The organism is Mitsuokella apri (assembly GCF_047974105.1).
Lineage (GTDB): Bacteria > Bacillota > Negativicutes > Selenomonadales > Selenomonadaceae > Mitsuokella.
Window position 1 is genome coordinate 57,466 of the sequence record NZ_JBHYRS010000001.1, and the last position, 19,177, is coordinate 76,642.

The window sequence follows — 19,177 nt, forward strand, 5'->3', positions numbered from 1 at the left end:
AGAACTCCACCTTTCCTAGCACCTGTTTATTACCTATCTATATCTTTACTTTCGCTTATCTTTCTAAAAATCCTGCCATGTCACGCAAAATCCTGTGCAAAAGTTCATCAGCAGACTGGGCCGCGGGCTCGTACCAGTGAATGTATTTCATCTTGCGGTACCAGGTCAGCTGGCGTTTGGCAAAGCGGCGCGTGCCCCTTTTGATGGTCTCGACGGCCTCCGCGCGCGTCATTTCGCCCGCGAGGTACGCGGCCGTCTCCTTGTAGCCGATGCCCTTCATTGCGGGCATAGAGCGCGTGACCCCCGAAGCCAGCAGTCCCCTGACTTCTTCTTCGAGTCCCGAAGCAAACATAATATCGACACGCCTGTTGATGCGTTCGTAAAGAGCCTCGCGCTCCCACGAGAGACCGATGACAAACGCATCGTAGAAGAGATTTTTCTGCAAATCTTCGGCATCTTCCGTGCCTTCGGCGTTTTCTGCAAACGATTTTTCGCGCGAGATGGTCTCGCCGAAATGTGCGAGCTCCAAAGCTCTTATGACGCGGCGCGGATTCTTCGCATCGACGAGGGCTGCGGCCTGCGGATTTTCCTGCTGAAGCAGGGCAAAGACGGCCTCCAGCCCTTCTTTCTCGGCCAGAGCCGTCATCTTTTGCCGAAAGTCCGCATGCGTGCCCGTCCCGTTGAACTGATAATGCTCGAGCAGGGCCTTGCTGTAAAGGCCCGTGCCGCCGGCAAGAATCGGAATCTTTCCCCTGCCGTTCAGCTCATGGATGATGGCTTCGGCCTGCTGCTGAAAGAGCGGCACGCTGTACGTTTCCGCCGGCTCGCAGATATCGATGAGGTGATGTTTTACGCCCTGCCGTTCCTCGTGCGTCGGCTTGGCCGAGCCTATGTCAAAGCCCTTGTAAACGAGCATCGAGTCGCCCGAGATGATTTCGGTATGCAAGGCCTTGGCGAGCTCAACCGAAAGTGCGGTCTTCCCTGAAGCCGTCGGCCCGAGAATGGCGATGAGTTTTTCACGCCGTTTTGAGCCGCCTGCCGCTGCGGATTTTCCTGAATTTGGCTGTACGGACCCGCTCATTTGAGCTCCATGGACTGGCCCGGCTCGACGATATGAACCTCGGCGCGCGACATGGCCTCGGTGATTTCCTTATAATGGCGCACATCCTGATTGATGAGGGGCCACGTGTTGTAGTGAATCGGGATGACGTGACGGGCATTTAAGAGCTGCGCCGCCATGGCCGCATCCTCAAGGCCCATCGTGTAATTGTCGCCGATTGGCAGCAGCGCGTAGTCGAGCTGGTCTTTGTGGCCGATGAGCTGCATATCGCTGAAAAGCGCCGTATCGCCGGCAAAATAGACGACCTCGCCGCCCATGTAGACGACATAGCCGCAGGCGATGCCGCCCGCGACACCGGCACTGTGCTGCGCGAGCGTCATGCGCACTTTGCCGAACGGCAGCGTCAGCGAGCCGCCGAGATTCATCGGATGCTGCTTAAGGCCCGGCACGCGCTGCTCGCAGACCGCGAGCACCTCCGGGATGCCCACGAGCTCTGCCCCCGTGCGCGCCGCAATTTCCGGCGCATCGCCGAGATGGTCCGCATGAGCATGGCTGATGAGGATGTAATCGCAGTCGACATCCTCGGCCTTAATCGAAGCCTTTGGATTGCCCGTGAGGAACGGGTCAAAGAGCACCTTATATTTGCCATCATCCAGCAGAAAGGCCGAATGACCATAATACGTAAAGTTCAGCATAAATCACAACTCCCTTCGTTTGGTAAAAATTCCTGAGCTTGCCCGTCTTTTGCGGGCGTGTTATGCTATGGTTATCATTATAGCATACTCCTCTGCGAAATTCCTGAAATTCCAGAATATAAGAGAAAATCGAGGTCTTCCCTATGACGCAAAAAAATATGCAGGACAACGCAGCGTCCCAAGCATCCCAAGCAAGCCAAGCGGAACAGTTCTGCACCTTCGAGCTGCCGCAGCTCCTCATCATGCAGAAAAAAACAGCCCCGGCCGCTTCTGACGCTTTCGACGCGCCGGATATTTCGGCCTTTCAAGAAGCCTGCCTGCTCGTCAGCGGCGGCCGTGCGCCCGCAGGCAGCTGGCTGCAGGAAATGGCGGCAGGACGCGATGTCTGGGCCGTCGACCACGGGCTTGATGCCTGCCGCAAAGCGGGGATTCTCCCAGACCGCCTGATTGGTGACGGCGACAGTGCAAAGCCCGCATCCTGGCAGTGGGCCAAAGAGCAAAACGTCCCGATTGCCAAATTCCCAGTCGAGAAAGACGATACGGACACGCAGCTTGCCCTGAAGATGGCCAAAGGCGCCGGCTTTCCCGCTGCCATTGTCACGGGGGCCTTTGGCGGCCGCTTCGACCACGCACTGAGCACCATGATGAGCTGTGCGTTTGCGCCGCTGCCGTGCCTTGTGTCCGACGAGCGCGAAACTTTGGTCTTTGTGCGCGGCGGCGAAACGCTGCAGGTCACGCCAAAAATCGCGCCGAAGGCCATCTCGCTGCTGCCCTTCACCGCTGTCTGCGAAGGCGTGACGCTCCAAGGCACGCACTGGCCTCTCAAAAACGCCGTGCTGACGCAGAAAAGCATGCGCGCCGTCAGCAACGTGCTCGAAAAAGGCCATGACTCGCTGACGATTTCCCTAGAAGACGGCCTCTTGGGCCTCTGCTTTGTCTGGAAGGAATAAACCGGAAAACTCAGGCAAAGCGGCGCTGACGCACGGCCTCGTAGAGCACGACGGCCGCCGAAATGCCGACGTTTAAAGACTCGGCTTTGCCGTACATCGGGATATAGACTTTTTTAGCCTCTTTGAGAAGCTCAGGAGAGACGCCATTGCCCTCATTGCCAAAGACGATGGCCGAAGGCCGCCTAAAGTCCACGGCAAAATGCGGTCTGGCCGTCTCATCGAGGGCCGTCGCAAGGAGCTGGCAGCCCTGCTTTTGGGCAAAATCCACGAGCTCCGCTGCCATCACATTCGTCACAATGGGCAGATGAAAGAACGAGCCCATCGTCGCGCGCACGGTCTTGTCGCCGAAGACATCGACCGAGCCCTTCGTGAAAATCACGCCGTCGGCGCCGACGGCATCGGCCGTGCGGATGATCGTGCCGGCGTTGCCGGGGTCCTGCACGCCGTCGAGCACGGCATAGAGAGGCTCCTGCCCCTGCTTTCTGCGCTTGGCAAGGCCCTCAAGGTTCTCCGTCTTCTGCTCCGCCGCGAGGAAAATGCCCTGCGGCGTGTCGGTCGCGGCGATTTTCTTTGCGAGCGATGCACTGGTTTCGTAAATGGGGCATTTTTTCTGCAGGGCCTTGAGAAGCTTCTGTCCGCGCTCCTTTTGCGCAAATTCCTCCGTATAGAGTGCAAAGCGCAGGGAAAAGTCCGACGCAGCCGCCATTTCCGCGAGGCGCAGCCCTTCCACGCGGAATAAGCCTTCTTTCATGCGGTGCCTGCGCGCAAGCAGGCTCTGCATCAGCTTGATTTTCTTGTTAGCCGCGCTGTCAATGATCTCGGTCATGATAATTTCCTTCTATTATATATAGCGATATACAGAAAAGGCCCGGCGGGCAGCATATGCACCCGCTGGGCCTGAATCATTTCAGAATGAATCTTACTGATTCTCTTTAGCAACAGCTACGAGCTGAGCAAAAGCCTTCTCATCGGAGATGGCGAGGTCAGCCAGCATCTTGCGGTTGACTTCAACACCAGCCTTCGTCAGGCCGTTGATGAGTTTGCTGTAGGAGATACCGTTCGTACGTGCAGCAGCATTGATACGAGCGATCCAGAGACGACGGAAGTTGCCCTTCTTCGCACGGCGGTCACGGCGTGCGTAGTAGAGAGCCTTCATGACGGTCTCATTGGCTTTCTTGAACTGTTTGCTCTTGGAACCTTTGTAGCCCTTTGCGAGCTTCAGGATTTTCTTATGACGTCTATGTGCAGTCACGCCGACTTTAACTCTTGGCATGTTTTTATCCTCCTAAATATATCAATCTTACCAAACGCGCAATCTTCTTGATTAGCCGTTCGGGAGCATCGTCTTAACGCGGGCAAAATCAGCACCAGCAACGAGCGTTGCTTTGCGCAGATTGCGTTTACGTTTCGGAGATTTCTTCTCCAGGATGTGGCTCTTGAAAGCCTTGTTGCGTTTGAATTCACCGCTGCCCGTTACAGTAAAGCGTTTTGCGGCAGCTCTGCGAGTCTTAATTTTCGGCATTGCTATTTCCTCCCATATTCTTCGTCTTTTGCGGCTTCTTTTTCGACGATTTCGCGACCTTCGGTGCGACAATCATCGTCATATTCTTACCCTCAAGTTTGGCATTGCGCTCAACGGAGACGGCATCCCCGAGGGCGGCAGCCACACGCGAGAGAACTTCCTTGCCAAGCTCCGGATGCGAAAGCTCACGGCCGCGGAACATGATCGTGACCTTGACCTTGTTTCCTTCCTCGACAAAGCGAAGTGCGTTCTTCAGCTTGACATCGAAGTCATGCTGTTCAATATTCGGGCGAAGTTTTACCTCTTTGATGTTGATGACTTTCTGCTTCTTCTTGGCTTCCTTCTCCCGTTTCTGCTGTTCATAGCGGTACTTGCCAAAATCCATGATACGGCAGACCGGCGGCTTGGCCTTCGGTGCAACCTCGACGAGGTCGAGATGCTGTTCCTCGGCCATGCGCAGCGCTTCGCGCGTCGGCATGATGCCGAGCTGCTCACCCGTCGCGCTCGTCACGCGGACTTCGCGGATGTGGATCTGTTCGTTGATTCGTAACGATTCCCTGCTAATAGTGGAAACACCTCCTGATTAAAAACGTGACAAACCTGATAAAATAACATAAAAAAGAGGCGGCACAAGGCCACCTCTCAAAACATTCCTGTTATAAACCCAAGTGACTGTTCATCATCAGGTGAGAAGCGGTGGCTTCTTCTTGTTGCGTACTTGACTAGTATACCACGGCAGTCATGCCCTGTCAACACGATTTTGTCAAGTCATTAATATTTCTTGGCTTTCGTCGCAATCTGGTCCTGCAGATAAGCAATGAAGTCCTCGACTTTCATCGTTTCGCTCTTCTGCTCGCCGTACTTGCGGACCGCGACCGTGCCGTTTTCCATCTCCTGGTCGCCGACGACGAGGGAGTACGGCGTCTTGAGCATCTGGCTCTCGCGGATCTTCTTGCCGATCTTTTCGCTGCGGTCATCGACTTCAATGCGCAGGCCGAGGTCGAACATCTTCTTGCGGAGCTCATGCGCGTAGTCAGCCTGCTTGTCCGTGATTGGCAGGATGCGGGCCTGTACCGGAGCGAGCCAGGTTGGGAATGCACCGGCGTAGTTCTCGATGAGAATGCCGATGAAGCGTTCGATGGAGCCGTAAACAACGCGGTGCAGCATGACCGTGCGGTGTTTCTCGCCGTCTTCGCCGACATACGTCAGGTCGAATTTCTCCGGCATCAGCATATCGAGCTGAATCGTACCGCACTGCCACGTACGGCCAATCGAATCCTTGAGGTGGAAGTCGATTTTCGGGCCGTAGAACGCGCCGTCGCCTTCGTTGACAACGTATTTGAGGCCGCGGTGCTCCAGGGCGTTGCGCAGGGCTGCCGTGGATTTCTCCCAAATTTCGTCCGAACCCATCGAATCATCCGGACGCGTCGAGAGCTCGGCGACGTACGTCAGGCCGAACGTGTTGTAGACTTCATCGAAGAGGTCGATCGTGTGCTGGATTTCTTCTTCGATCTGGTCCGGCGTAACGAAGAGATGCGCATCGTCCTGCGTGAAGTTGCGGACGCGGAACAGGCCGTGGAGCTCGCCGGATTTCTCATGGCGATGAACGAGGCCGAGTTCGCCGAGGCGCAGCGGCAGGTCGCGGTAGCTGTGCTGCTTCGAATTGTAGACGAGCATGCCGCCCGGGCAGTTCATCGGCTTAATCGCGTAATCTTCGCCGTCAATCTTCGTGAAGTACATGTTCTCTTTGTAGTGGTCCCAGTGACCGGAAGTCTCCCAGAGTTTGCGGTTCAGGATCATCGGGGTCTTGATTTCCTGATAGCCGTAGCGGCGATGTACTTCGCGCCAGTAGTTGATGAGTTCGTTGCGGATAACCATGCCGTTCGGATGGAAGAACGGGAAGCCCGGGCCTTCCTCATGCAGGCTGAAGAGGTCGAGCTGCTTGCCGAGCTTGCGGTGGTCGCGCTTCTTGGCTTCTTCGAGCATGTGCAGGTAGGCATCGAGGTCGGCCTGTTTCTCAAAGGCCGTGCCGTAGATGCGCTGCAGCATCTTGTTGTGCTCGTCGCCGCGCCAGTAAGCACCGGCGATGCTCATGAGCTTCAGGGCCTTGACCTTGCCCGTCGAAACGACGTGCGGGCCGGCGCAGAGGTCCGTGAATTCGCCCTGCGTGTACATCGTGATTTTTTCGCCTTCCGGCAGGTCGTTTATGAGCTCGACCTTGTACGTCTCACCCTTCTCCTCGAAGAACTTCAGGGCCTCTTCGCGGCTGACTTCCTTGCGCTCGAGCTTGAGGTTCTCCTTGACGATCTTCTTCATCTCTTTTTCGATGTCGGCGAGGTCGGCTTCCGTGAGCTGACGGTCGATATCGAAATCATAGTAGAAGCCGTTGTCGATGGCCGGTCCAATGGCCAGGCGAACGTTGTTGTCCTTGTAGAGGCGTTTGACAGCCTGTGCGAGGATGTGAGAAGCCGTGTGGCGCAGTGCCCAGCGGCCGTCCGCATCATCAAACGTCAGGAACTCTACCTTGCAGTCTTTATCGAGAACGGTCGTGAGGTCTTTCGTCTCACCGTCCACCTTGGCAGCCAGGACCTTTTTAGCCAGGCTGTTGCTTACCTGTTTCACGAAATCCTGAATGCTCGTACCCGCTTCAACCTCGCGTACTGCACCGTCTTTCATGGTAATATTCAACATCTGTATGCCCTCCTTAAAAATCAAAAAAGCTCCGTCCCGAAGAGGGACGAAGCTTAGCATCGTGGTTCCACCCTGATTGCCATCTCCCTATATATAATAGAAGGAAACAGCCACTCAGCATTTCGTAACGGAGAATGTGCTCCGGCAGAGCTTACGCAAAATATCTTCAGCCCTGCAGCTTGGAAGGGGTAACTCCGGCGCTCACCTAGGATGCTCTCAGCCAATGCATCCCTCTCTTGAAGCAGCGTCCCCGCGGTCATGTCTTCCGCATCGCCTTTGCTTTATTCGATGCCCTTATTATATGAGCCTCGCATACACTTGTCAAGCCTTACGGGATTTATTTTTCTGCTGCTTGACGAACTTCCTGCATCTGTTAAAATAAAAGGAACAAACAAGAAGAATCACTCTTCCTATTCCGTACTCATAAATAGAAAGGACTCATGCCATGACCATCATGACCGTACTCTACTTCGTCGTCAATGTCGTCTTCTTCCTCGCGTTCCTCATCCTGCTCGAAGTCATCTGGGGCAACACAAAGATTGCATGGAAAGAAAAGAACTACACAAACCTCTTCCTCTACCCCGTCGGCGGCACCGTCATCTTCGTCATCCTCGCCAAACTCAGCAGCCTCGCGCATGATTTCTTCGTCGGCTGATACTGCGGCACTTATTTCTTGCAGGCCTTGCGGGCAAATGGTATAATAAGTATAGAAAAAGAGGCCACCGTAAGCGGCTGCCCCTAGAACAAATCAAAATGACCGGTCAGATGGGGGTCTTGGCGGTCATTTTTTGTTGCTTCTATCTTTACCAAAGGCGTAGCCTAGGGAAAAACAAGCAATGGCAAGTCCGAAAACATTAAATACGATATCGTATACAACCATTCCGTCCATGCTTCATCCCTCCTTTCAGCCGAAACTGTGGAGGGCTTACAAAATCCCTCCACTTCCAGAAAGAAACCGGAATCAGAGGGCAACCGCCTACCGTTGGTGGCCATCAGCAGTACATCGTACTGCTGATTTTTTTATTCTATCATAAAAGAACACGTAACAGCAACTGTAAACAATTTACTTGATATATACCTGCTTTTCAGGTATAATAAAATCATGATTACAAGTTTTCGGGACAAAGAGACCGAAAAAGTCTATCATCAGATATTTTCAAAGAAACTGCCACAATCAATTCAGCGTCTGGATCAACAAGCAATATCGAATCTGTTTCAGGCTGAAAGACAGCAATCGTTTCTATGATGTACAAATTGAAGATTACCATTAAGGGGTGATAGATATGGAAAAGTCGTTCATTCCTACTCCGACGATTGCAGAGATTCTGCACGAGGAATTCATGGAGCCATTGGGGATTTCGGCTTATCGCCTGGCAAAGGATATTCACGTTCCCATTTCGAGAATTCAGGATATTTTGCACGGAAAGCGCAGAATCACAGCGGATACTTCCCTGCGTCTTGCGAAGTATTTCGGTGTCAGCGACCGCTACTTCATGGATTTGCAGAACGACATCGAGCTGCGCAATGAAAAAATTGCCCTGAAAAATGAACTCGAAAAAATTGAACCATGTATCGCATAAGCGACAGAAAAATGACCGCACAGCTGCATAACTGGCGGTCATTTTTTATGCCCTTAAAGCTTCTTTGGCCCAGCCGACGGCTTTTACGTCGGCCGGCAGCCAATTGACGGTGTCGAACTCGTCCGGATGAAGCCACTTGGCGCGGTCGTGCACGGTCAGGGTGATATGGTGGCCCATCAAGCGGCAGAGGTAGCAGTCCATCGTCAGATGGAATTTCGGATAATCATATTCGACTGTGCCGAGCAGGCGGTCGATGACGATTTTGGCCTTGAGTTCCTCGCGAATCTCGCGGTGCAGGGCTTCTTCCCCGCTTTCTCCGGCTTCGAGCTTGCCGCCCGGAAATTCGTAGCCGCCCGCAAAATCGCCGTAATTACGCCTTGTCGCCAGCACGCTCGTACCATCCGTAATGACTGCTGCTGCCACGTGAATCTTTTTCATCTATCTCTTCCTTTCTATCTTTCTGCCCTTCTGCATTCTTATGCAAAAGTCAGGCTTCTTTGCTTGTAAGGTAATCGTAAAGGTCCTCGCGGACCGCCGTGTCGAGCTGCCAGAAAAGTTCCACGGCCGTGTCGCCCGAGTCCATCTTGATGGGCTCAGCCCCGTGATTTGTCATACGGCCCAGATAATAAAAACTCTTGGCCTCTTTATCCTCTTTGTTTTTCCGCACAAAGAGGTCAATCGGCAGTCCCTCTGCCTTTGCCCTGCAGAAACGCTGCACATCTTCAGAATCAAGGCTGCGCTTGCTCTTGGAAATCGAAATGAGCTGGCCGTTATTCAAGAAGCGGTCATGGTAATTGATGGAATCCTGCACATCCGCCGCCTTGTCGTAGTTGATGAAAACGGGATACGTCCGGCTTTCCGCATCGTATTTATAACCACCGATATTGAGCGGCACGAGGGAATGGCTCCAGTCCATGATGCGGCAGACATCCTCATAATCGTATTTTTGATAAAGCTGAAAGCCGCTGTCCTGATAGGGATTGCTGTAGTTTTCCCGATAGCGCCGCAGGCCGAAGCGGACGAGCTCATCTATCTGACTCCGAAAGTCCTCATGCTGCAGCAATTTGCGAAACGAGGCCGACGCTGTGTAGTCCCCTGCACATGGTTCGATAAAAATGCAGTCCTGAAACGTCTTGCGGGACGCGCCTGTCGCAAAATCTCCCGTCATGATGTGGATGAGATTTTGGCGCGTATTGCGCTTGAAGGCAATTTCATAAGGAGGCAGCGAGAGACGCCGCTCCAGCACATGAAAAATCCGCTTTTCCCCGGGATGCTGCAAAATGATGTCGAGCATCAATAGCTCATGCGGCCGCTTGCCCTCGGCAAATTCCTTCGAGATGTACTGCAGAAATTTTTCTTCAAGGGCATTGAAGGCAACGCGATAGTCCTTTTCATATTTCTTCAGAAAGGCATGATACGAGCCGAGGCGATTGGCACGAAATACGCAGGTGATGTCCATCTCGCCGAAGCGGTCAAACTCGTCCAGCTTAGGAATTCGCCCCAATTTATAGCGCAAATGGAAATAATTGTCCTTGATAAGCTGGATTGCCGCGAGGTTCGACTGGTCGATGGAATGAAAGATCTGCTCCCGCGCGACCGCATCGAAGTGAATCGTCGAGGCCCCCGGAATCATGCGTTCACCCTCAAGCAGAAAGTGGCGGATATTGTCTTTATTGTAGCTGCGGTCACCCGAAAGTGCGATGGGAATCAGGTAATTCTTGTCGCTGTAATTGCCAATAAAATCGAGTATGACGACGTATTCCTTCCCCTCCGCCTTGCGCAGGCCGCGGCCGAGCTGCTGAATAAAGACAATCGGGCTCTGCGTCGGGCGCAGCATGATGACCTGGTTGATTTCAGGGATATCGACGCCCTCATTAAAGATATCGACCGTCAAGATATAATCGAGGGGATTGGGGATGTCATCTTCGATGAGGCGGCTTATGGCCGCTTCTCGTTCTGCCTGTGAATTTTTGCCGGATAGACTCAGCGTGCGCAGGCCGTGTTCGTTGAACTTCTGCGAAAGAATTTCCGCCTCCCGATTTGTACTGCAGAAAATCAAGCCCTTGACGCGCGAGCCGCTGAAACCGTAGAACTCGGCCTCACGGATGATATGCTCGACACGGCTCTCACCTGTAAGCTTTTGAAAAAGATGTTCGTCATGCACCTCATCCGCCGCATACGTCCGCTCTCCCAAACTGATATCATGGATGCCAAAATAATGGAATGGGCAGAGAAGATCCTCAGTCAGAGCCTGCTGCAGGCGAATTTCATAAGCGATATTGTGGTCAAACAGGGCGTAAATATCAAAGCTGTCCGGCCGGTCCGGACTGGCCGTCATGCCGAGGCAGAACACCGGCGTAAAGTAGTCGAGCAGTTTTTGATACGAGGCCGCGCCGGCGCGGTGCACCTCATCGATGATGATCAGGTCAAAAGCATTTGGCGAAAATAAATGCAGGACGTCCTCACGCGAAAGCGTTTGGATGGTCGCAAAGAGATACTGTGCATCGACGTCTTTAGCCGTACCGGACAGCAGGCCCGCGTCAATATTTTCGCCGAGAACGCGCCTGTAACTCTTTAGGGCCTGCTTGGCAATCTGCTCGCGGTGCACGACAAAAAGCATGCGCCGCGGCTGAAAATCACGCGCGGCAAAGGCTGAGGCATACGTCTTGCCCGTGCCCGTCGCGGAAATCAGCAGAGCTCTGCGGGCCTTATGGTGACGAAGGGCGCGCAGGCTCTCAATAAACTCCTCCTGCATGAGATTGGGACGCAGGGCTGCGGACGTGCCGGTCATTGCCACCGAATCGGCATTTTCCGCCGCCAGCGGCAGGTCTGACAGGGGCAGCTCATAAGACTGTCCCTGTTTTGCCTGCATGCGTTCGCGCTCATGCTGATAAATCTTTTGATACGCATCGTAAAAGAGCGCAAACGAAAGGGTATGTTTTTCGTCCGACCAAAGGTCTTCAAAGCGCGTGAGCATGCTCTGCGTGTATTCGCCATCATGAAGGGAAATGAGCTTCGTGTTCCATTCCTCATTTTTGGTCAAAGCTGCTGCCGTGAGATTGGAACTGCCCACAATCATGCGGTAAACATCGCCGCGGCGGAAGATATAGCCCTTCGTGTGAAAGCCAGCTCCCTGTTCCGACCAGTACATGCGCAGTTCAATGTTGGAGAATGCCTGCAGCTTCTTCAGGGCCTTGGGGTCGCTGAAATTTAAGTAATTCGTTGTCAAAATGCGGCCGGGAATTTTTCGCTCTTCCAGTTCCCGCAGAATGCCGAGCAGCGGCGTGATGCCGCTCATCGTGATAAAGGCCACACTGATGCAGAAGGACTCGCAGTGCTCGAATTCGCGCTCGAGGGCCGACAGGACCTTGCGGCCATTGTGGTAGTCATTGTACACAAATTGAGGGCGATATTCGGCAGCCGAATTCACCCTCGCATCGAAGAAGGCAGTCTTTTGCCCCTGCAAAAGACTGTCCGTTATTTTGTTCATGCCCCCACTTCCCTTTCGCGCCAACGTATAAACAGTATTAGTATACCACGCGGGAGACTGCAGCGCTATGATTTCCGCAGGAACAGATTCTTTTATCTGCGGTCGATGGCCTGATTGACCTTGACGCCGAGGAAGGCGGCCATGAGGCATTTGATGATGTCGCCGGGGATGTACGGCAGGACGGCCATGACGACGGCGGCTTTGAGGCCGATGTCCATGACGAGCATCATGGAGATGAGGCCGCCGACGTAGGTAAGAGGGATGCCGACGACGATGTCAACGAGGGCGTAGCGCTTGAAGCTCGGCTTATCCCCTTTGAGCGCACTGATAATCGGGTAGACGACGAGCCACGCGATGATGTAGCCGCCCGTCGGGCCGACGAGGCGGCCGACGCCGGCTGTACCGCCGACAAAGACCGGCAGACCGATGCAGCCGAGCATGACATAGACAAAGAGTGCGATGAACGTCTGTTTTGGCGGCAGTACGAACGCCGTGACGCCGAGCGCAAGCGTCAGGGCCGTGACCATGCCCGGCGTAAATGGCAGCGGAAACGAGATATACGCCGTCACGCAGCAGAACGCCACGCAGAGTGCCATTTTGGTCAGGTCTTGTACGGAAAATGCTTTTGCATTCATGATGAATCCCTCTTTTTCTCTCATAGAAATAAATTTTATAATGCCCTACATATGTTCCTATTATAGGACGGCATTCCCTTATCGTCAACCTCATCGAAATAACGGTTGACACAGGAAACAGCAAACAGCCCCATACCATACAAAGCGTACGGTATGGGGCTGTCCTTATTTCAACTAATTGCCTGAGGCAATCAGATCATGTTCTTGACATAGGAGTCATAGAGGGATTTAAGCTCTTCGACTTTGTCGTACATCTCAACCTGCAGGCCGGATGCCGTTGCATAGTCGCCTTCGTTCAGAGCGTTGATGAGCAGCGTGAAGAGGCTCTTCTCATCGATGCTGTCTTTAGCGAGGTAGCTGCGAATGCCGTTGATCTTGTTCCAGTTGTAGGAATCGAGGTCCGTAACGAAATCCGTCTTGACTTCCTTGGCACTGCGGACGATGTCGCGGTTCTCCGGAATGATGCGGGCGATGAGCTCGGTCTTCCAGCGCGTCAGGGCACCAGCGCGGAATGCTTCGATGATCTGGTCGCGCAGAGCGCCGCCAGCCGTGATGACTGCGAGCTTAGCCGGATAGTTCTCGAAGTTCTGCATGTTCTCCCAGACCGTAGCCGGCGGAGCACCGAAGAGGCGCGTGCGCTCTTCTTCCGTGTAGTCTTCGAAGACATCGTCTTCACTGCGGTATGCACGGTCTTTCTCGAGGTAGAAGCCTTCTTCGCCGGCATCTTTGGAGATTTCGGCGAGGCATTCTGCCGTCGTGTGCGTTACGCAGGCTTTGACACCGTCGAGGCAGGCCGAATAGATGGCAGCGAGGACGAGGTACGTATTCGTGTACGGGTTGCAGGCACGCAGCTCAAAGCGCGTAGCGTACGGATTGCTGAGGTCGCGAATAAGACCTGCGAGGATCGTACGGTTGCGGGACGGGATCTTCGGCGTATGGCCGAGGGACGTAACGACGCAGACCGGAGCCTCGAAGCCCGGTTTGAGGCGGTTCAGGGAATCGTTCGTAGCAGAAACGAACGGGTTGATGACTTCGTAGTTCTTCAGCAGGCCCATGAGGGAACCATAACCGATGGCGCTCATGAAATCCTTCTCCTGGTCGTCAGCCGTGAAGAGGTTGTGGAGCTTGCCGTCCTTCGTGATGGCAGCCATGCCGATGTGCGTGTGCTCGCCGTTGCCTGCGAGGCCAATCATCGGTTTTGCCTTGAAGTTGACTTCGAGGCCGACAGCGCGGAATACTTCTCTTACAATCGTGCGGACGAAGAGCTCGTTATCGGCAGCCTGCAGAGCATCAGCGAAGCGCCAGTCAATCTCGAGCTGTTCGCAGACATGCGTCATGCGGCCGCTCTCGTCGATCTGTGCTTTGAGACCGCCGACTTCCTTATGGCCCATCTCGACTTTGAAGCCGTATTTGTCGAGGACTTCGAGGCACTGCTCAAGAGCCGTGCGGACGATGCCGTGCGTGCGCTCCCAGTACTGCTCCTGCAGGACCTGCGAAGCGGACATCTCTTCGATGGCAGCATCTTCAAGCGGCGTCTTGACCCAGAACTCGAGCTCCGTAGCTGACGTGAACTGGATATCCGTAACATCGTTGCCGTTGACGCTCTCGATGCCCGCAATCTGCGGATGCTCTTTGAAGAGCTTCAGGAGTTCGCCCTTGACATAGGCGAGCGTGTCAGCAAGCACTGCACGCGAATCAACGCGTTTGCCTTCATGAATCAGGAAGGACGGGATACGCAGCGTGCCAATTGGTTTCTCCGTCTCTTCGTCGTAGTTTTCCATGTTGTAGTCAACAAACCAGTTGACGGAAGGATCAATCGGCATATCGACTTTTGCGTTGTTCAGGGTGGCAATGCCCGTCAGCACGACGGAAGAACCATCCGTCTGGACAGCCGTGCCAGCATAGAACTCATCGATATCCTTAAGGAAGATGCGCATTGGGATTTTTTCATCCGTATCGTTGCCGGCCATATCGATGCCGACCAGCGAAACGAACTGGATTTCCGGATGTGCTTTGAGCGTGTTCAGGATTTCATCTTTTTTGGAGTTTGCAGGAATCACATAAAGTAACTCGTCCATGTTTATACCACCCTTTTTAAAATTGAGCAACAAAAAAGCCATGCAGAAAAAACAACCTGATCAAGAATCCTGATAGGAAGCATCACCTCTGCATGGCGCCATTGCCATATTGACTATTCGTCTCGTTCAAGTTCAAGTGCATCGAATGTACTCGCTTGAACGACTATTATGTTATCACAGAAGAATCTTTTTGTAAAGGGGCTCAGCGTGTATACATTTCATGCACCAGGCGCGAAGCTGACGACGAGGCATACGCAGCGGGGCTCGTGCCGTAGACGCTGCGGAAGGCCTGTGCACCGTCGCCATCCGCGAGATTCGCGGCATGCAGCCATTTGGCAAAGCTTTTCCAGCCGTGATTTGCCGCGAGGTCGTAGGCCGTGAGCTCCGCGATGATGGAACACGATTCATCGCCAAAGGAGGCAACGGCCTGTTCGTAGTTCTTCGGCGCCGTCAAAGACGCGGCATCGGGGAAGCTCCCCTTTTCCGCGAGAATATCGTACCAAGTGCGCCGGTAGTCCGCAAACTCTCCAAGGCCCTCTTCGCCGAGACGCTGCGTGCCGATGAGATAGGCCATGCCGCGCGCGAGCCACGCGACTTCTTTTTCCGTGCCGCCCATGGCCTGCGCCTCCATGACGCGCGTGAGCATGACGCCCGTGCTGAAAATCTGCTGACGCCGCGAATCAAGCGCCGCGGCATCGAGAAACAGCGTGCTGCCGTTCTCGAGCCAGAGGCTCTCGCCGATATTTTTCGCGGCTTCCGCAGGCGTCATATCGGAGTGCGCGCTGACGGCCCCGGCCATCTGTTCCTTGCCGTTTGCGAGCACGAGCGTGTACTCGCCGTGCAGCGTCATGCCGAGCCGGCGCTGCAGAAGGTTCTGCACAGCGGCGAGCTGCTCCTGATAAAAACCGGCCTGCTCCGCCGCCACGCCCTCGCCCGCTTCGATGTGAATCACGGCCGGATTTTCCTTCTGTCCCTGCCACCACGCAGAAAACTCCGTGAGAAAATCGTCAAGCGACAGGCCAAAGGCCTCCGCAAAAGCTTCTTCACCGCTTTTGCCCGTGCCCAGCGCCTTGAAATACGATGCGAGCTTTTGGCCGCGCTCTTCTTCAGAGTAGCGGCCGAGAAGCCGCGCGGTCATCATGTCGGCCATCTCGTAGGCGTGATAGTTCTTCTTCATGATGGACTTTCGTTCGGCAAATTCAAGATGAAGGAGGTCCGCCGGCTCGGCAGGCTGCGGCGCGCCGAGAAGGTCATCGAGGACGTCCATCTGCCAGCGCGCCATTCTGCGGCCGCCGAGTTTTTCGGCCATCATGGCGCCGACGTAATCGGCCGAGCCCTCTTCGAGCCAGAACAGGGCCTCCTTGTCCGTGTCGCGGCCGTCGCTTAGTTCGTACTGCAGTTGATGGAAGAGCTCATGGGCCGTCGTCGCATAGCGGTCGCTGTGACTTTCCATCACACCGGCCTTGGCGTTGATGGCCGTAATGTGCTGCCGTCCGCCCGACCAGCCGCCCGAGATGCCCGCAATCTCTGCCGCCTCATCGTCCGAGAGTGCGAATTTTTCCCTGAGGATGCTGCGGTAGTCGGCATCCGAAGACGCGACATAGACCTTGACCGAATGCTGCCTTCTCGCGCCCATCTGCTGCTCCGTGAGCTCGTCAAAGGCGCCCGCCGCTTTTTTGACGTCCGCGAGCGCGGCGCCGCTGCCCTCGACGTGGATTTCGCCGTCGTCGCGCTCGAAAAGGCTCAAAAAGGAATCCATGCAGCGCTCGGCCTGCGGCAGAAATTCCGGCGCATGAAAGCCAGCCCAGCCTGCCCCAAAGAGAAGCGAGAGCAGCACAAGCAGCCCCAAATATTTTTTCATATCTTACGCACCTTCCTCATCTTCTGCACCTTCCGCATCGCACAGTCCCTCATGATTTTCCGCCTTCTGCTTCTCATTTCCGCTGCCAGCGGCAGGCAAAATATTCAAACGCATCGATCAGGCCAAAAAGCAAGAGGCCCATCAGGCTCAGCACGACGATGCCCGCGTACATCTCGAGGTAATTGACGCGCAGCCATGCATCCATGATGTAATAGCCCATGCCAAATTTCGTGCCGAACGTCTCAGTGAAAAACAGCACGGAAACGGCCGTGGCCATCGCGACGCGCACGGCCGTGATGAATTTAGGCAGCGAGGCCGGCATGATGACAAAGCGGAACACCTGCCAAAAAGACGCGCCGAGCGAGTACAGCGGATAATACGTCTCCTCCGGCAGCGTCCTTATGGCATCGCGCACAGCCACGACGACCTGAAAGACGATAATCAGGAAGATCATGAGGATTTTCGAGAGCTCACCGACCCCCGCGAGCAGCATGAGGATTGGCAAAAGCGCAATCTTCGGAATCGGGTAAGTCAGGTAGACGACAGGGGACAAAAAGCGGTCGGCCCTTTTAAAATAGCCCATGAGTACGCCCAAAGGATACCCGACAAGCACGGCAAGGCCGAGGCCCGCCGCGATGCGCCAGAGACTCCAGGCCGCGTGCACGAGAATGTACTGCGTGAAGACATGGCCGAGCTTTGCAAAGACCTTGTCCGGCGTCGGCACAATCGGCAGTGCCATGATTTCTGCGACTGCGTACCAGAGTACGAGCAGGAAAACGGCCGCGGCCGCATAGGAAGCGAGTGTATGTTTGATTCTCATGCTTCTTCCCCCCTGCTGATGCGGCGGATCTCTTCGCGTAAATTACGCCCCATTGTGAAGAACTCCTGCGTACTGCGCTTCTCGGGGCTGCCGCTCAGCGGATTTTCGAAGACGCGCACGATGCGGCCGGGCTTTGCGCCCATCACGACGATTTTCTGTCCGAGATAAAGGGCCTCCTCGACATAATGTGTGACGAGGATGGTCGTGACGTGCTGCTCCTGCCAGAGCGTCAAAAAGACGTCCTGCATCTCCTCGCGCGTGATGGCATCGAGCGCCGAAAAGGGCTCATCCATCAGCAGAATATCAGGGCGCAGCAGGAAAGAGCGCGCGAGGCTCACGCGCTGCTGCTGGCCGCCGCTGAGCTGCCGCGGATAGCGGCTGAGCAGGTCTTCAATATGAAGCTTCTGCGCGAGTCCCTGCAGGCGCGCCTCATCTGCCTCCCTGCCATCCTGCCAGTTTTTGCGGATGCGGCAGCCGAGCACGATATTTTCGCGCACAGTCTGCCATGGCAAAAGCCCGTAATTCTGCGGCATGAAGCCGATGCAGTCTTTTTTCGGGTCGAGGGCTCTCTCGTCCAGTCGTACATTGCCCTCTGCAGGCTTTATAAGTCCGGCCGCGGCCTTTAAGAGCGTGGATTTGCCGCAGCCCGAAGGCCCGATGATAGCACAAACCGTTCCTTGCGGAACGGTCAGGCTGATATCATCGAGCACGGTTGTCTTATTCTTTTCTTTTTGTGCCGTCCGGTAGCGGACGGTCAGATGTTCAAACGCAATCATGCTGTTCCCATATCATATATCAATTTAATTGTTCTCTCTTATTCGCCAAGCAGATTGACAACGAGGTCATCATAGCCGTAGGTCTCATTGACGAGGCCCTTCGTGTTGAGCCATTTCATGCAGTCGGAGACATCCTGCTTCGCTGGCAGCGCGGCCTTGTGGTACTTCGGCAGAACGAGCGCGTCCTTGGCCTCAGCCGGGAAGCCGGCCTTCTCGATGACAAAATCGATGTATTCGTCGCGCGGCGTGTTGTTGAGGTAATCGACGGCGCGGTTATAGGCGCGGTACATGGCCTGAATTTCCTTTTTCTTGTCCTTGGCAGCTTTGCTCGTGAAGAGGATGACGCCGGGGTTGATGCCGAGGTCATCGGAGCTCTTGATGAGGTGCCCGCCGTTGTGGATGGCGATGCTGGCCATCGGCTCCGGCAGCGTCGCGGCCGCGAGTTTGCCGTTCTGCAGCATCTCAAGGCGCGTCGGAATCTGCGGAATGATGACCTTGTTGATATCATCGCCCTGCAGGCCGTCCTTCGCGAGAATCTCATCTGTCACGTATTCGATGATGGTATTGCGCGAAACACTGACGTCTTTGCCCTTGAGGCTTTTTACGTCTTTGGCCTGCTCATTCGGGCCTGCGATGAGCTTGTAGCTGCCATCCGTGGCCGACGTGATCTTGACGTCAAAGCCGCCCGATTTGGCAAACGAAGCCGCGAGCATGTCGGAGACCGCACCGTCGAGGTTGCCGCTCTGCAGTGCCGAGTCGCGGTCCATCGCACTCTTGTACTGCTGGATATCGACCTTGAGACCTTCGTCCGCAAAATACCCCTTCTCCTCGGCGATGAGGAACGGCAGCGAATCTGTATCCGGCATCAGGCCGACCGAAAGCGTCTGCAGTTCGCCGCTTGACGAGCCTGCCTGCTTATCGGAGCCGCAGCCCGAAAATACAAGCGCCGAGAGCAGCGCCGCAGCCGTCAGGCCGAAAACGAGTCCCTTCTTCCAGTGTTTTCCTATCATCTTATATGC

18 protein-coding genes are annotated in these 19,177 nt (G+C 54.8%); 3 read left to right on the forward strand and 15 right to left on the reverse strand.

The features are described from left to right. Window positions 1-55 precede the first annotated feature (55 nt). Together miaA and ACE419_RS00230 are read right to left on the reverse strand one after the other, a co-directional pair. A complete protein-coding gene (miaA, locus tag ACE419_RS00225) occupies window positions 56-1,081 on the reverse strand; it encodes a tRNA (adenosine(37)-N6)-dimethylallyltransferase MiaA (RefSeq protein WP_435720631.1) in 1,026 nt (341 codons plus the stop codon). Then, the gene (locus ACE419_RS00230) at window positions 1,078-1,755 is read right to left on the reverse strand and encodes a metal-dependent hydrolase (RefSeq protein ID WP_435720632.1); all 678 of its coding nucleotides are present in this window, start codon (window positions 1,753-1,755) and stop codon (window positions 1,078-1,080) included. The genes miaA and ACE419_RS00230 overlap by 4 nt, the downstream gene beginning before the upstream one ends. A gap of 143 nt (window positions 1,756-1,898) precedes the next feature. On the opposite strand from ACE419_RS00230, the gene ACE419_RS00235 reads away from it, so the two are divergent. Continuing rightward, window positions 1,899-2,705, forward strand: a complete 807-nt coding sequence (locus ACE419_RS00235) for a thiamine diphosphokinase (protein WP_432646419.1) — start codon at window positions 1,899-1,901, stop codon at window positions 2,703-2,705. A gap of 10 nt (window positions 2,706-2,715) precedes the next feature. On the opposite strand, the gene ACE419_RS00240 is transcribed toward ACE419_RS00235, so the two are convergent. From ACE419_RS00240 to thrS, 5 genes are all read right to left on the reverse strand, one after another. Continuing rightward, a complete protein-coding gene (locus tag ACE419_RS00240; RefSeq protein ID WP_435720633.1) occupies window positions 2,716-3,531 on the reverse strand; it encodes a TrmH family RNA methyltransferase in 816 nt (271 codons plus the stop codon). Between the two features lie 93 nt (window positions 3,532-3,624). Then, window positions 3,625-3,978, reverse strand: a complete 354-nt coding sequence (gene rplT, locus ACE419_RS00245; protein WP_005842448.1) for a 50S ribosomal protein L20 — start codon at window positions 3,976-3,978, stop codon at window positions 3,625-3,627. A gap of 51 nt (window positions 3,979-4,029) precedes the next feature. Then, entirely contained in the window at window positions 4,030-4,227 is a 198-nt protein-coding gene (gene rpmI / locus ACE419_RS00250; RefSeq protein ID WP_432646417.1) for a 50S ribosomal protein L35, read from the reverse strand. Continuing rightward, window positions 4,214-4,792: a translation initiation factor IF-3 gene (gene infC / locus ACE419_RS00255; protein WP_432646455.1), complete on the reverse strand. Its 579-nt coding sequence runs from the start codon at window positions 4,790-4,792 to the stop codon at window positions 4,214-4,216. The genes rpmI and infC overlap by 14 nt, the downstream gene beginning before the upstream one ends. A 206-nt stretch (window positions 4,793-4,998) precedes the next feature. Then, window positions 4,999-6,918 (reverse strand): threonine--tRNA ligase, encoded by a 1,920-nt coding sequence (gene thrS / locus ACE419_RS00260; protein WP_435720634.1) that lies wholly within the window; start codon window positions 6,916-6,918, stop codon window positions 4,999-5,001. 445 nt (window positions 6,919-7,363) lie between these two features. Here thrS and ACE419_RS00265 point away from each other — a divergent pair, with 445 nt between their 5' ends. Both ACE419_RS00265 and ACE419_RS00270 read left to right on the forward strand, forming a co-directional pair. After that, window positions 7,364-7,573, forward strand: a complete 210-nt coding sequence (locus tag ACE419_RS00265; RefSeq protein WP_435720635.1) for a hypothetical protein — start codon at window positions 7,364-7,366, stop codon at window positions 7,571-7,573. 628 nt (window positions 7,574-8,201) lie between these two features. Further along, on the forward strand, window positions 8,202-8,498 hold the full coding sequence (locus tag ACE419_RS00270; RefSeq protein WP_432646595.1) for a HigA family addiction module antitoxin: 297 nt from the start codon (window positions 8,202-8,204) through the stop codon (window positions 8,496-8,498). Window positions 8,499-8,543: 45 nt separating this feature from the next. On the opposite strand, the gene ACE419_RS00275 is transcribed toward ACE419_RS00270, so the two are convergent. The 8 genes from ACE419_RS00275 to ACE419_RS00310 form a co-directional block, all read right to left on the reverse strand. Then, entirely contained in the window at window positions 8,544-8,936 is a 393-nt protein-coding gene (locus ACE419_RS00275) for a (deoxy)nucleoside triphosphate pyrophosphohydrolase (protein ID WP_432646594.1), read from the reverse strand. Window positions 8,937-8,985: 49 nt separating this feature from the next. Continuing rightward, window positions 8,986-11,988: a DEAD/DEAH box helicase gene (locus ACE419_RS00280; protein ID WP_435720636.1), complete on the reverse strand. Its 3,003-nt coding sequence runs from the start codon at window positions 11,986-11,988 to the stop codon at window positions 8,986-8,988. A gap of 92 nt (window positions 11,989-12,080) precedes the next feature. After that, window positions 12,081-12,623 (reverse strand): biotin transporter BioY, encoded by a 543-nt coding sequence (locus tag ACE419_RS00285; RefSeq protein ID WP_432646592.1) that lies wholly within the window; start codon window positions 12,621-12,623, stop codon window positions 12,081-12,083. Window positions 12,624-12,814: 191 nt separating this feature from the next. Beyond that, on the reverse strand, window positions 12,815-14,701 hold the full coding sequence (locus ACE419_RS00290) for a glutamine synthetase (protein WP_432646591.1): 1,887 nt from the start codon (window positions 14,699-14,701) through the stop codon (window positions 12,815-12,817). Between the two features lie 202 nt (window positions 14,702-14,903). Continuing rightward, window positions 14,904-16,562 (reverse strand): hypothetical protein, encoded by a 1,659-nt coding sequence (locus ACE419_RS00295; RefSeq protein WP_432646590.1) that lies wholly within the window; start codon window positions 16,560-16,562, stop codon window positions 14,904-14,906. Between the two features lie 73 nt (window positions 16,563-16,635). After that, on the reverse strand, window positions 16,636-17,382 hold the full coding sequence (locus ACE419_RS00300; protein WP_432646589.1) for an ABC transporter permease: 747 nt from the start codon (window positions 17,380-17,382) through the stop codon (window positions 16,636-16,638). Next, window positions 17,379-18,158: an ABC transporter ATP-binding protein gene (locus tag ACE419_RS00305; protein WP_435720637.1), complete on the reverse strand. Its 780-nt coding sequence runs from the start codon at window positions 18,156-18,158 to the stop codon at window positions 17,379-17,381. Before ACE419_RS00305 ends, ACE419_RS00300 begins: the two co-directional genes overlap by 4 nt. Before the next feature lie 38 nt (window positions 18,159-18,196). Beyond that, a complete protein-coding gene (locus tag ACE419_RS00310) occupies window positions 18,197-19,168 on the reverse strand; it encodes an ABC transporter substrate-binding protein (protein ID WP_432646587.1) in 972 nt (323 codons plus the stop codon). Between the last annotated feature and the right edge of the window lie 9 nt (window positions 19,169-19,177).